Origin of the sequence: Rhizobium indicum, from assembly GCF_005862305.2 — a bacterium.
Lineage (GTDB): Bacteria > Pseudomonadota > Alphaproteobacteria > Rhizobiales > Rhizobiaceae > Rhizobium > Rhizobium indicum.
The window spans coordinates 1,409,008-1,424,467 of record NZ_CP054021.1; the positions used below are offsets into that span (position 1 = coordinate 1,409,008).

Consider the following 15,460-nt stretch of genomic DNA (forward strand, 5'->3'; position numbering starts at 1 on the left):
CTCAGCGCTCGCCTAAGGGTAAAATTTCAGCTTTTCGGATTGCGGCAAGCGGCTGACAAATCGCAAGACCCCCTGCAGCACCGGATGGACGTAAGACGAAACGTCGAGGTTCATGCCGTGGGCGAGCAGCGCCGCATTGTCCTGGACATTGGTGGCAAAGATTTCAATGACCTTATAGTCCGCCGTCCCATCGCCATTGTCGACGCGGTCGTAGGTGGTTCTCGATGTCCAAAGACCAGGCTGATATTCGAATATGATGCGAGTGCCGTTCGGAACCGAAGCCGGCAGGCTGATCGTGTCCCACGTCGTCACGCCGTCCTGATTTCCGGGATGCCCGACGACGTTTCCGAGCGGAAACATTTCAGCGGCCGGCGACTTCGTCGGATCAGTGTCCGCCGTGAAGGCAAGCAACTGATCGATGACCTTGGCGTAACGAGAACTTGCCTTGATGGTGTTGTTCACCGTCGCCAAGGTGGTTGTCCATAAGGCGGGAACAGTATAGCCGGCGACCGTCCGGCCGCTGTCCGACGAAGCGGTCATGGTCGGAATTATGGTGACGCCAACGACATGGATGCCCGCCCCATAGCGCGTCTTGACGCGGTCGACCAAGCCAAGCTTGGCGTTCGACCAGGTGCTTGCCGTGGCACTGTTATCGTTGCGGCCGGACTGGTCGAGAACGAACGTCCAGATATTCTTGCCGCCATTGTATGTGTCCCGGATCGCATCGATCATAGCCCAGCGCTTGGTTGCCGACGTCGCCAGTTCCTGCACCGACTTCGAGCCTGGGACGCCCATGACGAGGGGTATGATACTGCCCCATACCGGATCTCGGACATCAAGCCAGCGCAGCCACATGCCCATATTACGCCTGGCATCGGCCGTGGCGGCAATCTCCTGGCGCTCGATGAGGCTATCGGACAGGACCATCGGAACCGGCCGGCCGTCCCACCCCTTGGCCAGGACCATTGCAGGGCCATAGGCAAGAGGCTGCGAGTTGCTCTCATTGCCGACCGTATTATAGAACGTATCGCGGGTTGGCGTGCTCGCCCCGTTCGCCAGGGCCAGCGCCCGAATCGACGTCAGATCGGTGGCCGCCCAATATTTTTCGCCCCGATGGCGCTGGCAGCGATAGCCGCCAATATAGGTCTGCCCGATCGTACCGTGCCACACCGTTCGAATGCCGAAGACAGACCAGGCCGGCAGGGCGCTTGGCAGCGTCACCTGCCCATAGACAATGCCGGTCGACGCCGTGACGGTCGCGGCCGCGTTGCCGCCGAAGAGCACCGGGTATTCCGTGCCGTTCGGATGGATGAAAAACACCTCATCGATCGCAATATCGGCATTCGGCAAGATCGTCTCCTGCGGCGCAAGGCCGCCCTCTGTGCAGCCGAAACCCACAAAGGGAATAAGGAAATCGTTGGTTTCGTAATCAGGTGAGCCGAAGAACAGCTTCGAACATTGGTAGTTCAAGCCGGCCGCGTAGGTCTGCGTGAAACCCGCAGGCCAGCGGGTGCCCGTGGCAGCCGGCATATAGCGGTTGACATCCGGCACCCATGGCGGGGGTATCGCAGGGGCCCCGCCCATCGGCTTCGTCAGGGCAAGCGAAATGGCATTCATCATCGGCGTGTTCCGTACTTGCTGGTGAGGTCGTCGTAGAACTGAATGGTGCGCCCCTGGCGGGCATTGGCGCGCTCCAGCGCCTGGCGCTCGCGGGCGAGGATGGCGATGACGGGCTCGCCTTCCACAACAGGCGCATGCGCTTCCTGCCGGCGCAGATCGTCCGGCAGCGGCGGCAGAGCGATGCCGGCCGCCGCCTGCCCCTTCGTCACCGCCGCCTTGTTCAATCGCTCAGTGGCGGAGCAGCCACTGACGATCAGCAGCAGTGACAGCGCAAGCGCGGTTCTTTTCCGAAAGCTGAAGCTCATAGGATTGGATCTCGGTTTCGAGTGTGTCTCTGGCGGCCTGCTCGGCGGCTTCTGCGGCCTTAAGGCGCTTGCGATGCTCCTCGTTCGCCCAGGTGGCGGCGTTGCGCTGGCGCTCCATCTCGGCCGCCTGGGCCTCGGTTGCGCTCTTTTCGGCAACAAGGACATAGCCGGCGCGCGCCTGCCTTGCCGCCGAGGGGTAGCCGATCGAGACCGCATAGAGGTGATAGAGCATCAGGCCACCGGCGAGGCCGGCGCCCAACTTGAGCGTGTCGAGGAGCCCGAACATCAGATGCCCTCAAGGCAGAACTGGCGCTCTTTCTGCCGGCGCCTGACAAGGCCTGGAAAGACGATGCCGGCGGCGCGGTTCCACTTCAACAACGCCTCGCAGCCCTCGGCCGTCCTGCCCTGGTTGATGAGCTTCACTCGAACCGCAGGCGGCCTTGACGCCGACATTATAGGCAAAGGAGGTCAGCGCGATGAAGCGCGCATCCGGCAGGGCCACGCGCACACAACTTTCGACGCCCCCGGCATAGGTCTGCAGCTCCAGCGCCAGAAGCGCCTTGCACTGCTCCACCGTCTTGCGGTCCCCCGGCTTCACGCCATTGGTGCTGCCATAGCAGATCGTCCACGGTTTCCCTCGCGTCGCCGGATCGGGATAGGCATTCTGCCGCAATCCCTCGAACGATCCGACAAGCGCCACAGCCATGGCCGCGGCGGCACTACCCTTCTGCAGGCGGTTTGCCATTCAAATCTCCTGAGATTTTCTGCTGGACGAAGATGCGGGCGATGATCGCCGCAACGGTCAAGAGGCCGGTGATCGCCGACATGGCGAGTTGGATGTAAATGTTGCGCGATACCCAGGTGGCGGCGACGAAGGTGTAGACGGGCTCAACGATGATGAAGAGCAGCGCCAGCGCCATCAACCGCACCGACCAGGCACGCTTCAGCACCTCGCGCCAGTTATGGACGAGCATGGGGTGGGCTCCGGGTTGTGATGGGTGTCGTAGGGCGCGGCTCACGGATGGAGACTCGGCGTGAGTTGACGTCTCAATGGTGCGGGGGTGTCCCGTCCAACAAAAGAGGAAACTAGAGCGCGTCAATTGAACGCGGAATCGGCTTGAGGATTCCGCTTTTACGCGACTTCCGATTCCATTGCCTCCGTTGGTGATTTCGTCGGAGGTAGACCCGTGCTTTTAGCGATGATCTTCGCAGCCGCGTTCTGGCTGTGTCACATGATGGAATGTCAGCGCGACCGGACGAGCCGTGTCTGACCGCTATTCACGATATTTGACAACCCTTGCCGGCGAACCGACAGCGATTGCATATTCTGGGATATCGCTTATCACAACGGCGTTCGCTCCAATCACGGCGCCATTGCCGATTTTGACGTTCATCAGGATCTTCGCTCCGGCGCCTATCCAGACATCGTTACCGATCTCAACTGTGCCGATCTCAGCCTTCTGAAGCCTGATCGGCGTATCGCGCCTCATGCCGTGGCCGTGATCGATGATCTGGACATCAGAGCCGATCAGGACATCATTGCCGATTGATATTCGGTTCTTCGCCGTGATGATGTTGCGCCGGCCGATTACGGTGTTGTTGCCGATGAAGACTTTGGGCTCTGGCATTGTAAGTTGAAAGAACGACTGATCTTGGATGGTGACGTTATCGCCAACCTCAAGGACGGCATGACCGACCAGGCGGAACTCAGCGCTACGCTTCACCACAAGATTTTCGCCGGCCGCGGCGAAGTAGCGGAAGCGCTTGTAAGCAGTGACGAGCCGTTGGATTACGCCGCCTCGATTGCGATATGATGCCTTGTCGACCTGTGCCATTTCTACTCCTGGCGTGATGGCAGCATGTCAAACACAGGTGTGGAGCTTATTCAAGAGCTCCTTCCGCAAGGAAAATGGAAGCCATCATTCCAGATCCAGATGCTGCCGGTAGCGCCGCCCAATGTCATGCGAATTTGCCGACTTGTATTTGTCCATATCTCCTGCGATCCCACTGCGAAACCGTTTGCTACCTGGATAGTGCCGACGTTGGCGCCATCACTGCCGGCGCCGGCAACAAGCACACCTTGTGCAGGGTCGGATAGCAGAACTGCGTTAGTCGTTGCCGACGATGTGAACTCGAAACGCAGCTTCGCCTTGACCTTCACCCCATTTGGCACTGTCAGCGCCAGAAGTGCCGAAGTCGTCGAGATAGCGACACTCACTGCGTCCTTGACCGGCGTCAGGAAGGTATATTCGTCACGCGGATACAGCACAAACGGCCGAATGTTCGAACTTCCATCGGTCAGCACGACGCCGATGCATTTCACGATGGTATAGCCGGTGAGTAGCGTCGTGGTGATGCCGCCGACCGTTGGGGAAGTCGAAAGAACCACATCAAAAGACAGGTCGGCGTCCTTGCGCAGGGCATATGTGAAATAAGCGGCGTTCGCCGCAACGGCGCCGGCGTCGAGGCCGCCCGCGCCCGTTCCGGCCGCAAATGTTCCAGTCACCCTTTTGGTGAATGACGCTGCGCTGGAAACGAAGCTTGCCCCCGATCTGGCGGAGCCGGCGGTGAAATCGATATGGGTGTTCGGGTTGCCGCCGTTGTTGGAAAGGATGAGCCCGACGACGAAATCGCCTACCGCCGAGCTGTCAGCTTTACTCTGTATCCTGGCGAAGAGCTTGTTGGTGAAGAAAGCCGCACCGGAACATATGATGTTGACGCTATAGCCGTCCTTGAGGACAAGCATGGTCGCGCCGTCGATCGTCTCCACCCCGTTGGGATCAATCGTCACGTCCCCGCCGTCGGCAATGACGCAATAGTGCCAGTTTGCGCCGAGCGTCGACGCTGCGGTCAGGGTGAGTGTCGCGGCCGCCGTGAAGCGATGAACCGCATTGTCGTCGGATGCAAGCGCGGTGTAGTCGCCTGACTTGGCCGCATAGACCGAAGCCTTGTCGAACGAGACGTCGACGCCGTTCTGGGTGAACCCAAGCAGGCCGCCGCCCTTCAGATAGAGGCCGGTCTGCGGAGTCGAGGCAAAGCCGAGGCCCGGGCCGGACACGGTTCCGCCTGCGGCCTTGAGGGGCGCGACCATCGGCGCCGAGCCGTCGCGCGGCAGCGAGTTGGTGATCTCGTTGCCGAGGTCGGTGGTCAGCGCGTTCCACGGCACCGGGTCGATAACCTGGCCGACGGAAGGTGTCGTGCCGGCGGGTTTGGAATAGACGCCGGTGGATGGGTTTCTGGGCATTCATCATCTCCAAAGAAAAAGGCCCCGCGGATTGCGAGGCCATTGTGGTGGTGTGGCGACGGCGGGTGCATGGGCGGCCGTATTTTGCACGAGTTGAGCACCTGGAAATCGACAGCCTCGATCTGCCGCCTCAAGATCGTGGATATGGCAATGCACCCGTCTCTTCCAAGGCGGTATTTCAATTTGTCCGTTGTTGAGATCGGGCAACGGGGGGAAGGCCGGACCCGAGAGAGCCACCCGGCTTTCGGCTGACCTGACCCTCAAAGCGCCCGCAGCGTTACATTTACCAGTTCAGCCAGATAATTTTTCAAGCCACTAGGCTCGATGAAGCGGTAATAGAGATATGCAGATGCGACGGAAGCATTGTTCCATGGTCTTTGCGTGGGTGTAATTTCCAGTTCCGCTTGCGGACCGCTCAAATCAATATCTTTTGCGCTGGCCCAAGCATTGCAGAAATATGCGATGCGATCAGGAAGTTTGGAGTGGACGGGTCTCACGCCCGGCTGTGTATCAATACCGAAGAATGAGATGTGCCCGGGTGTGAAAGCCATTCTGGTCTGTCCGCCCCAATGCATGCGAAATTTGGAGGTATAGTCAGCAAATCCGTACTCCGAGGCTTCCGGAGACATCGGAAGTTTGTCGGCTATCCAATAAACAGAAAAAGCAGACCATTCAGGATGATCAGCGAGATACTGAGACACAGCCAGATCCTTCGCTGCCCGCGCTTGCCATGCCGCGTAACTCTCCCACCACCGGCCGGTAAACACGATGAGAAGTGATACAAACAGTACAATTGCAACGCTATGGCTTCGAAGGTTGGTCGATCTGAATTTGACAACTCGCCATATGCCGATGCCCACCACGGATATTGGCAACGGCATAAGCATCGCGTTTCTCATCAATACGCCGGGTGCAGGGCTCTTATTAACAAGGATATAAGGGAGCGTTCCACATAGCAGCAAAAAGAGCCCAAAGCCGATAATCTTGAAACCGTCGCCACGTCGTTCATCTAATTCAGCGTTTCGAGCATCTCCCCTGTTCACGAACACGAAGCACGCGACAAAAAGGATCGAACTCACCGCAGCTCCCAGGTAAAGAAAAGAATTCCAATCATCAAGGCTCTTTGCCAAAGGAAAGACTATTCCATTGACAATGAATTGGTAGGAATTCTTTGCAATGCTTTCAACATCGAGGCTGAAGCCGTTGTAGTTACTGTATAACCCTGATCTTTGATAGAAAATTGCCTTATAAACCCAGTACACAAGGGGCAGAAGGGTGAAATCCGCTCGGGCCAGGCAGAATGACCAAAATGTCGAGATCAATTCCCGCGCATGACGAACTCGGCGCCCTGTCCTTCTCAGCCACACTGCATAGACGAGCACGAAACCAGCCGCATAGAGCACCAGCAAGGAGTTGAGCGTGAATGCAATGAAATAGACGCAAATTGCCAGCGCTCGGAGGAGATAGTGGCTCCTCCCCCGCATCCATTCAATTGACAGAAACAAATACGTAGCCAATAGAAAAAGGGCATAGGCAGCAAAGTATATCGAATATGTAAAAATAACCGTTATTGTGGGGATTGGCAGCAACTGCGTGAATATTGCGAGCACCAAAGACTCTCGCTCCGAAAAAAATCCAGACTTTGAAGCGAGGAGATAGGAGAAGATCGCAATAAAGTAGACGCCGATTATGACAGTGGATTTTAAAAGAAAAACATTCCCAACGAAGGCCATCGGCCAAACATAATACGTAAAGACCGGCACCCCTGCTGAGGAAAACATGTCCGCGATGGCGATCCAATCATTGTAGATCAACGTTGGAAATAAACCAGCATCCTCGGCAAAGATTCCTTCATTGAAGAAGGCCATCCAATGGGTGAAGAGAACAGCAATCGTCAGCAAAAGCAAACTACTCAGTTTCGGCTTGGCTTGAAGCTGATCACGCATCTCATTTCCCGCGCACTAGAATTTTCGGATATCGAGCCTTTGCGGAGCGATTTTCTAAATCAATCACGGTCGTAAGCAAGAGCAAATCCCGCTCATCCATGCTTGGTATTTATCTGCCCCGGTTCGCGCCGACCTACCGAACCAACTGATTCAGCTTGCTTAAGCTCCTCTTTCGCAGAGCACCACTCAAGGCAACGAAAGCAGCAACTCGCCGCCGGGCGATGGTTCGGCGCCGTTGGCCGCGGCGGAATAAACACGCCTTCGTGCGACCCGGAAATAGGAGACTTGTGGGTACCGTAAATTGATATTGCGCCGCAATAAAACTATTGGTAGCGGGCCGCCGGTTTGTGTTGTAGGGGGTCGTTTCATCCTTGACTCGCACTTGCCGCCAATTGAAACGCAGGCCCTTTATGCTCAAACGTCTCGTCAAAAACGCTCTACCCAGTTCGCACTGGCGGATGCGTGAGAGGTTGCACAAATCATCGAGCAAAGCAGCGGCGGCGGCTCCCGCGTATCAACGGCTGCAGATGCTTATAGCCTCGGCAATAAGCGTTGTCCTCCTGATATTCCTGCTAAGGGCGGTGGATTGGGAGGAAGCCATCCGCATTTTTCGTAGCGGAATATCCGTCACATCGCTCCTGTGGTTTCTGCTTGTTACCTTCGGTATCGCTGTAGGTTATGCGGTGCGATGGCGCCTGTTGCTGGATGGTAAGATCGGTTACGGAACGTCCCTCATGGCCTCCCTACTCGGTCTGGGCGCCAACATGTTCCTTCCTGCGAGAGGTGGAGACCTTTTGCGTGTACATTACAGCCGGGTTGTCGCGACTGTCCCCTACGCAGACGCTCTTGGTAGGCTTCTGATCGAAAAGATGGTTGACTTGGTGACGATCATTTCTGTCGGCATATTTTCTTTGGTTTTACTGAGCCATACATTGAATTCCGAATACCGAAATGTTCTTTTGGTCATCATGCTTGGTGCAATAGTTGGGATATTTCTATCGGCAGTGCTGGTAAGGTATTTCGGCGATCGGCTTGTCCCGATACTGCGGCCAGTCTTCGGTCTCCTGCGACTGCGGGATTTCTTTGACCGTCACATTATCTATTTCATTCGAAGTTGCGCACAAAGCTTATCTCTTTCTGTGACCATCGTTCCGGCCGTTCTCACGCTAGTTTTGTGGCTTTCGGTATACGCCCTTGCGTATATCTTCGTTGCCCGATTTGTCGGCGTCGCGCTGAGTTATCAAGAATCGTTGTTCGTGTTGTTTGTCGGCGGGTTGGGCCTGATGATCCCAGCTGCGCCATCCGGAGTCGGTACCTTTCATGCATCCGTCGTTTCGGCATTCGTACTGCTAGGGCGCTCGCCCTCGGAGGGATTGCTCCTGGCGACGGCCGTTCATTTTCTTTTTTTTGTGGTGTACGTCGTGCCTGCAGCCCTCATTCTGGGACATTGGCGCTTGAACCGCTTGGCGCCGAGGTAACTTATGAGGGACTATTTCTATTCTCAATTGAGAAGGTACATTGGCCTCTTTGTCTTGGGCCAGAATTCCGTGGTCGAGATCGATCCGACGACGCCGCTGCTGATTGGTAGATTTCCTCAGGGCAAGGTAACATTTCGCTCGAGAACGCAACCTGCGGAACCTGTGAATGAGTTTGACGAGCACAAGGTCGTCAAGATCGAAGACGTCACTGACACCAAACCTGATTACCTGGTCATCAGTGGCCTCATCCATTACGAACGAGACATACAGAGCATGTTCGCTCAGGCACGTGCATTGTGTTCGCCGGAGACACGCCTTGTTCTTACCTATTACAGTAGTATGTGGCGGCCGCTTGCGACTCTCGCATCGAAGTTCGGTCTGCGCCGGCGGGTTCCTGAATCAAACTGGCTTGCCCATGAAGACGTCCAGAATCTTCTGACGCTTGAAAACTTCGAATTGATACGGCTGGACCAGAAGATCCTGATCCCGTTCTATATCCCACTTATCAGCGGCTTCGTTAATCGCTGCCTTGCTCCTCTTCCGCTTCTTCGAACTCTCTGCCTTCTCAATATTGCGATTGCTAGGCCGATTGGCTACGCCGCTCCGAAGACCGAACCTTCGGTTTCGATCGTCGTTCCGGCGCGAAACGAGGCCGGTAATATCGAGGATATCGTCAAGCGGCTCCCGGATATGGGGCCGGATGACGAACTCATTTTTATCGAAGGCAATTCTACGGACACGACTTGGAACGCGATCCAAGAGGTGCAGCAGCGTTATGGGGGCGAACGGTCCATCCTGATTGCCCAGCAGGACGGCAAGGGAAAAGGCGACGCTGTCAGGAAGGGTTTCTCCATCGCCACAAAGGATGTGCTGATGATTCTTGACGCGGACATGACCGTTCCGCCCGAGGATTTGCCCAAATTCTACAATGCGATCAAGGACGGGAAAGGCGAGTTCATTAACGGCACTCGCTTGGTCTATCCCATGGAAAAGGAAGCGATGCGCTTCTTCAACCTTCTGGGCAACAAGTTTTTCGCATTGGCTTTCTCCTTCGTTCTCGGCCAGAGGTACAAAGATACGCTATGCGGAACCAAGGTAATCAGCCGTTCCAACTATCTGAAGCTTCAGGCGAACAGATCCTACTTCGGTGATTTCGATCCTTTCGGCGATTTCGACTTGATCTTCGGTGCAGCGCGGATGGGCCTTAAGATCGTCGAGGTTCCGATCGGTTATCGCGAACGAGTCTATGGTGAGACAAACATCTCGCGTTGGCGCCACGGTGCCATTCTGTTGGCCATGCTGGTTTTTGCCGCAAGACGGATAAAGTTTCTCTGACGATGGAAATCGAAAGCGCTCTTTATGAGGCCGATCTTGCTCAAACGCTGGCAAATCGCGAGCGGCTGAGCGCAAATCCGAACCTGATGCACTGGTATGGTGAGCTCTACAAGGAGATGTTTCGGCAGGAACCGGATATCGTCACGAAGACCGTTCTGGAAATCGGAAGCGGAACATCGCCTCTCAAGCGCTTCCTGCCGAATGTCATCACTTCCGATGTTCTGAAGCTAGATTATCTGGATATTGTCTTCGATTGCCACGAGATCGGGATGCTGCCTGATATCGCGGACCATAGCGTCGATGTGATTACCATGACCAATGTTCTGCATCACCTGAAGGACCCCCTCATGTTCCTGCGCGGTGCGACGCGCAAGCTCGCAAAAGGCGGCAGGCTGTATGCGACGGAACCTTACCTGTCTTGGTTGTCCTACCCGATGTATAAACTTCTGCATCATGAGCCGGTGGATCTCAACATCCGTCGTCCGGTTCTAGATACCGTGCAGGGGCCTCTTTCGACTTCAAATCAGGCTATGCCGCATATGATTTTCTTTCAGCGCCCGGACTGGCTCGCCGAGCTTACGGATTGTTATAGCCTGGATAAGACAAGAATCAGCTATTTTACCTCGCTTTCCTATATGGCGACCGGCGGAATATCGAAGAAATTTCCTGTGCCTGGTTGGGCTTATAAGCCGTATTTCGAGCTCGACAGGGCAATGGGCAGAACGCTGCCTAAGGTATTCGCCTCGTTCTTCACAGCACGTCTCACTTCACGGGACCAGGTGTAACGATGGTCCTGCTTCGCCTCGCCGATTGGCTCTACCGACATTGCTATCCCATTTACTATCCGCTCTACTCCCTGTGGAAGGCGGTCTCGGAACGACGTGAGCGCACGCTGATGCGCAACATGATTTCACCGGGCATGATCGTCGCGGATATCGGTGCAAACATCGGAATATACACCCGCATGTTCTCCGCGCTGACGGGAGCAACCGGCCAGGTGCATGCCTTCGAGCCCGCACCGGCGAACTTCGAGAAGCTTGAAGCGACGGTAAACGGCTTGTCGAATGTATCGCTGCGACATGCGGCGGTGGGAGCCGGCAGCGGCACCATAAAGCTGTATGTTTCGAACGAGCTGAACGTTGATCACCGGACATTCGATAGCGGCGACGGGCGAGCGAGCATCGACGTGCCGTTGGTGAGGCTGGATGATTATTTTTCTCCGGGGCAACGGGTCGATTTTATCAAAATCGATGTTCAGGGCTACGAACTGAGTGTTCTGCAGGGTGCGGAGCGGGTTTTACGGGAAAACCGCGACATCAGGATATTCATGGAATTCTGGCCTTACGGCTTGTCGAAGGCGTTTGTGAATCCGTCCGAGCTGACCCGATTCCTAGAGATGCTGAATTTCAAGTTCCACAATATTGCGGATCCACCAGGCACAGCTTTCAGCTACGAAAGCCTCGATCCAACCAACGCGGGCCACTACTGCAACCTAGTCGTTGCAAGAAGAGCTTCCGCTAAACAAGATATCAATTAAAGGCAGCGTGCGGACGATGTTATCCACCAGCAACAAAATCCTGATCGCTCGTTACCTATCCAGGGCCGTCTTGTTCGTCCGCGGTTGCGTTGGCTTGCCTGCAACGATCGTAGCGCAGCGCCGTGGAATAAACTGGTCGCTGGACTTGAGGGACGGCGTCGATTTCGCGATCTACCTCCTGGGCGGGTTCGAGGTGCGAACGCTCGACAGATATAGAGAGCTGATAAGGGACGGAGATATAGTCCTCGATATCGGCGCCAATGTCGGTTCTCACACCTTGCCTTTGGCTCAGTTGGTGGGCGGAAAGGGCAAGGTGATCTCCTTCGAGCCCACGGCTCACGCATTTTCGAAACAGAAGACAAATATCTCGCTCAACCCGACGCTCGCCCAACGAATTGACCCTCACCAGATGATGCTGATGGCAAGTGCGTCCGAAACAATGCCGGAAGCGGTCTATTCGAGCTGGCCGCTTGAAGTCGCAGACGATCTGCATAGCGAACATCACGGTCGTCTCATGTCGACGCAGGGCGCGCGGCTCGGTACCCTGGACGAAACTCTGCGGGGTCTTGGGGTCGACAAAGTTGATTTCATGAAACTTGACGTTGATGGCAATGAGCTTGAGGTTCTGCTCGGGGCGACGGCAACTCTTGAAAGATCCAAGCCGCGCATAATGCTTGAATTAGCGCCGTATGTTTATGCCGAGAATCCCGGAGACTTCGATCGGTTGCTGAAGCTTCTCTGGGACTGTGGCTACCAAATTGGAGACGTGGCATCGGGTAGAAAACTGCCGGAAGACGCCAGCAAAGTACGCGCGATGATAGCTGATGGGGGTGGTATGAACGTGATGGCTTTCGATAAGAGTCAAAAGGATTCTAGGTAATATGTCTCAGCTGCCACTTGTTGCCATGCGTCCTTTCCTTAAGGTGGCCGTGGCTGTTAGTGCAGGATTTTTCCTCTCGGCAGGAGACAGGCGATATGCAACGCGCTAACCCGTTTCTACTTGGTTGCCATCTCAATTGTGGTGTATTAATCCGGCACCGGACACCGCAAGCAAGCGATACAGCCGACGGTTTTTTTGGAGAAGCGTCTTTGTCGCGCGGTTTCATCGTAAGACTAAGCAGTTTCGATATCGGCCTTTGAGCCGGCGCTTGCAGATGCGGTTAAATCTTCAAAATCTGAGAATTGGTCACTGAATGGATGCGCAGTTCAATGAATGCATGAAGGTAGCAAGAAAGCTTGTCGACCCGGGTTTCCTTGAATCGTTGAAACAGCCTCAACCGCGCGCGATCATCGTGGCGACCGCGATGATCTGGCTTCAGATAGTTGTCTCCTGGTCGATCGCACTCCTCGGCCCTTGGTGGCTCCTATGGCTGCCATTCCTGATCAACTGCGCAGTAACGCAGGGCATGTTGCTCTGGGTTCACGAGGCATCGCATTTCCATCTCTACTCCGACCGCCGTAAAAACGATATCTGGTGCGACATGTTCTTTGCTGCACCTGTCGGGATGTCGGTTGCCGCGTATCGATTGCGCCACATGAGCCACCATGCACATCTGGGTACAGAGAAGGATGCGGATGGCTATCCCTATCGCGAGCCGATCAAGGGCTTTCGGGCGCTCGCCTGGGTCATGGTCAAGGCTTTGAGCGGGGGTATGGGAGTGTGGCTGGCGGCAGACAAATATGGTGGTTCGGCCCGAAAGCAGGCATCGGGGAACTCGCTGTCGCCTTCCTGGTTGGCGCCGATGGTGACTATCGTCTTCAATGGCTTGCTGTTTGCGCTCTGCATTGTGACAGGCCGCTGGTATCTCTACATTCTGCTATGGGGCTATCCCATCGCGGCCGTAGCGATCGCCCTGAATATCGTACGCACCATTGCTGAGCATCAGCCTGAGGACTATCCGCTTTACGAGGACGGACGGGAGCAGGCCATGATGCCGCTGGCTCGGACGACGGCGCCTAATTGGTTTGAAAAATGGCTTATGTACCAAGCAAATTTCAACTATCACATCGAACATCACCTATTCCCCGCCATTCCGCAGCATAATCTTGCAATACTTCATAGGCACCTCTTCGAAAGGGGGTTCTATGAGCATTTTCCGGGGTGCCTGCAGCGCAGCGGTTTTGCAAAATTCATCCGACTCTCGAGAAATCGTAAGAACGATGATTTCTCCGATTCGGTTCAAGATGCATTGGCTCTCTAAGGCGTTGCACGCGGAAAAACGAAGATACAAGTGACAGCTCAGATAAGATCAATGTCGACGGCATGCTCCGGTTGTGGCAGTCAGGCCTCCACTATCGTTGCTACCGGGCAGGACTACATATATCACGGCACCGAAGACAACTTCAGATACGTTCGATGCGATGGTTGCGGTCATTTCTATCTCAATCCGAGGCCCGACATCAGCCAGCTGTCTTTGATGTATCCGGCCAACTACGGCACCTTCTCGAACAGATTTCAGGGCCGGGCAAATCTTCTTGGTCGAATAAAGACCATCGTCAATCGAAAGCGCCTGAAGGGCGTTGTCGCGCATCTTCCTTTGGGGGGAAGGGTGCTCGATGTGGGATGCGGCAACGGCGAGCTTTTGATCGCACTTCGTCAAGCGCGTCCTGATCTTGAGCTCTTCGGTCTGGATTGGCATTTCCCGGTTGAAACGCGCAACAGCCTGGAAAGCCAGGGAATAGGTCTAATCGAAGCGCCGCTTGAAGCTGCGGAATTGCCGGCACAACCCTTTGATTTCATCATCATGCTCCAGCTTATAGAGCATCTTTGGGAGCCGGAGGAGAGCTTGCGACGCCTCGTCCGTGCCTTGGCGAAGGATGGCCGGCTGTTGATCGAAACGCCTAATACTGACGGCTGGGACAGGCGGCTCTTCGCGGGCGGTGCGTGGGGCGGGTATTATTTCCCGCGCCACTTGAACCTTTACAGTTTTGAGCGATTGGCTGAACTCCTGCACAGAGTGGGGTTGGCCGTTGAATCTCAACGCAATCTTCCCGCTCCATTGATCTGGATTTACTCCCTCCAAGGAGCTGTGCAGGCGCGTTTCGGCTGGAAGAGTTCCTTGACGAAGATTTTCGGCGTCAAAAATATACCTTTGATTGCCGCCTTTGCTTTTCTTGATATCGCCGCCATCGCGATGAGGTTTAAAACGTCAAACCAACAGGCAATATCGAGGAAGGTATAGTCGACGATATCTGTTACCAACCGCCACCACCGCCGTTTCGACCGCGTACTCTAAGAAGCGCGCGTGTAAGAGCAGCCTTCGCGCCGGCTCTACGACCACTTTCCGGAGCGGCTTCGGCCGGCATCATACGGCGCCCCTTTAAAGTATCCATAGCGAGTCCTTTCAAAGCCTCTTCGCTAGCGCCACGGAAGGCCTGCTCGGCTCGGTTGCTGAAACCACCTTCCCCGTTTCCGAAACCTTCAACAGCACCGAGCCCGATGTCGGTCATCCTCCCTGGCGGCAACTTAAAAGCTAGGTCAGAGGCCAAACCTCCGGCGCGCTGCAGCGTTTCGGAGACATAGGGATGCTGTTCGTCGAAGGCTCTGTCCATCCCGCGCTGATTAGCGAGTGCGTTGTCATACCGCTCTCCAAACGTTTCGCCCGGCAGCGGCGGAAACAAAAAATCAGGCAGCAGTGGATCAGCATAGGGCGCCAGCAATGCAGCTGTCCCAGCGTCCATTTCGTCGAGATAAGGGCCGACGACAGTGCCACGGCTGAAGGCGCGTAATGCATTGTTAACCGAGAGGTCGCCGGAGTGCCCCGCATAAGGGTCATTTCTAAGCTCGGCAACTTTTCTCGGTGGTACAACCGGTGTTCTATTAAAGTCTGACATTACGACTCCTGTGGATGGTGGTTGGGATCGACATGGCTTCCGAACAGCAGCTTGGAGATCTGCCTCAGCTTTAGGACGGGTCGGAGCGGACCGCCGGCTTCTTCAGCGCTTGCAGAATTGCATCGCCATCGCGCGCTGCCGCGGTGGGACATTCGCGTTGG

The 15,460-nt window shown here is 55.6% G+C and carries 15 protein-coding genes and 1 pseudogene; 7 read left to right on the plus strand and 9 right to left on the minus strand.

From position 1 onward, the window contains the following. Window positions 1–12: 12 nt before the first annotated feature. The 8 genes and pseudogenes from FFM53_RS07000 to FFM53_RS07035 all read right to left on the minus strand — a co-directional run bounded on the left by FFM53_RS07000 (window position 13) and on the right by FFM53_RS07035 (window position 7,115). A complete protein-coding gene (locus tag FFM53_RS07000; RefSeq protein ID WP_138387824.1) occupies window positions 13–1,620 on the minus strand; it encodes a hypothetical protein in 1,608 nt (535 codons plus the stop codon). Next, window positions 1,617–1,829: a hypothetical protein gene (locus FFM53_RS07005; protein ID WP_138388027.1), complete on the minus strand. Its 213-nt coding sequence runs from the start codon at window positions 1,827–1,829 to the stop codon at window positions 1,617–1,619. The genes FFM53_RS07000 and FFM53_RS07005 overlap by 4 nt, the downstream gene beginning before the upstream one ends. A gap of 19 nt (window positions 1,830–1,848) precedes the next feature. Next, window positions 1,849–2,211 (minus strand): hypothetical protein, encoded by a 363-nt coding sequence (locus FFM53_RS07010; protein ID WP_138387825.1) that lies wholly within the window; start codon window positions 2,209–2,211, stop codon window positions 1,849–1,851. Then, window positions 2,211–2,670, minus strand: a pseudogene (locus FFM53_RS07015) (lysozyme). The gene FFM53_RS07010 and the pseudogene FFM53_RS07015 overlap by 1 nt, the downstream one beginning before the upstream one ends. Next, complete coding sequence (locus FFM53_RS07020; RefSeq protein ID WP_138387826.1) at window positions 2,645–2,899, minus strand: DUF7940 domain-containing protein; 255 nt, start codon at window positions 2,897–2,899, stop codon at window positions 2,645–2,647. The pseudogene FFM53_RS07015 and the gene FFM53_RS07020 overlap by 26 nt, the downstream one beginning before the upstream one ends. A gap of 300 nt (window positions 2,900–3,199) precedes the next feature. After that, a complete protein-coding gene (locus tag FFM53_RS07025; protein ID WP_029874374.1) occupies window positions 3,200–3,760 on the minus strand; it encodes an acyltransferase in 561 nt (186 codons plus the stop codon). A gap of 50 nt (window positions 3,761–3,810) precedes the next feature. Continuing rightward, window positions 3,811–5,169, minus strand: a complete 1,359-nt coding sequence (locus FFM53_RS07030; RefSeq protein ID WP_138387827.1) for a hypothetical protein — start codon at window positions 5,167–5,169, stop codon at window positions 3,811–3,813. Between the two features lie 260 nt (window positions 5,170–5,429). After that, a complete protein-coding gene (locus FFM53_RS07035; RefSeq protein ID WP_138387828.1) occupies window positions 5,430–7,115 on the minus strand; it encodes a hypothetical protein in 1,686 nt (561 codons plus the stop codon). A gap of 410 nt (window positions 7,116–7,525) precedes the next feature. Between FFM53_RS07035 and FFM53_RS07040 the strand changes: the two genes are divergently transcribed. From FFM53_RS07040 to FFM53_RS07070, 7 genes are all read left to right on the plus strand, one after another. Continuing rightward, window positions 7,526–8,593: a lysylphosphatidylglycerol synthase transmembrane domain-containing protein gene (locus FFM53_RS07040; RefSeq protein ID WP_246413104.1), complete on the plus strand. Its 1,068-nt coding sequence runs from the start codon at window positions 7,526–7,528 to the stop codon at window positions 8,591–8,593. Between the two features lie 3 nt (window positions 8,594–8,596). Beyond that, entirely contained in the window at window positions 8,597–9,928 is a 1,332-nt protein-coding gene (locus FFM53_RS07045) for a glycosyltransferase family 2 protein (protein ID WP_138387829.1), read from the plus strand. Window positions 9,929–9,930: 2 nt separating this feature from the next. Next, window positions 9,931–10,713 (plus strand): methyltransferase domain-containing protein, encoded by a 783-nt coding sequence (locus FFM53_RS07050; protein ID WP_138387830.1) that lies wholly within the window; start codon window positions 9,931–9,933, stop codon window positions 10,711–10,713. 2 nt (window positions 10,714–10,715) lie between these two features. Continuing rightward, a complete protein-coding gene (locus FFM53_RS07055) occupies window positions 10,716–11,465 on the plus strand; it encodes an FkbM family methyltransferase (RefSeq protein WP_138387831.1) in 750 nt (249 codons plus the stop codon). A 16-nt stretch (window positions 11,466–11,481) separates the two neighbouring features. Then, window positions 11,482–12,345 carry an FkbM family methyltransferase gene (locus FFM53_RS07060; RefSeq protein ID WP_138387832.1) on the plus strand — a complete coding sequence of 288 codons (864 nt, stop codon included), beginning with the start codon at window positions 11,482–11,484 and terminating at the stop codon, window positions 12,343–12,345. A 313-nt stretch (window positions 12,346–12,658) separates the two neighbouring features. Beyond that, a complete protein-coding gene (locus FFM53_RS07065) occupies window positions 12,659–13,666 on the plus strand; it encodes a fatty acid desaturase family protein (protein WP_138387833.1) in 1,008 nt (335 codons plus the stop codon). 51 nt (window positions 13,667–13,717) lie between these two features. Continuing rightward, entirely contained in the window at window positions 13,718–14,647 is a 930-nt protein-coding gene (locus FFM53_RS07070; protein ID WP_138387834.1) for a class I SAM-dependent methyltransferase, read from the plus strand. 13 nt (window positions 14,648–14,660) lie between these two features. Here the strand turns inward: FFM53_RS07070 and FFM53_RS07075 are convergent, their stop codons facing one another. Continuing rightward, window positions 14,661–15,299 (minus strand): hypothetical protein, encoded by a 639-nt coding sequence (locus tag FFM53_RS07075; protein ID WP_138328652.1) that lies wholly within the window; start codon window positions 15,297–15,299, stop codon window positions 14,661–14,663. Between the last annotated feature and the right edge of the window lie 161 nt (window positions 15,300–15,460).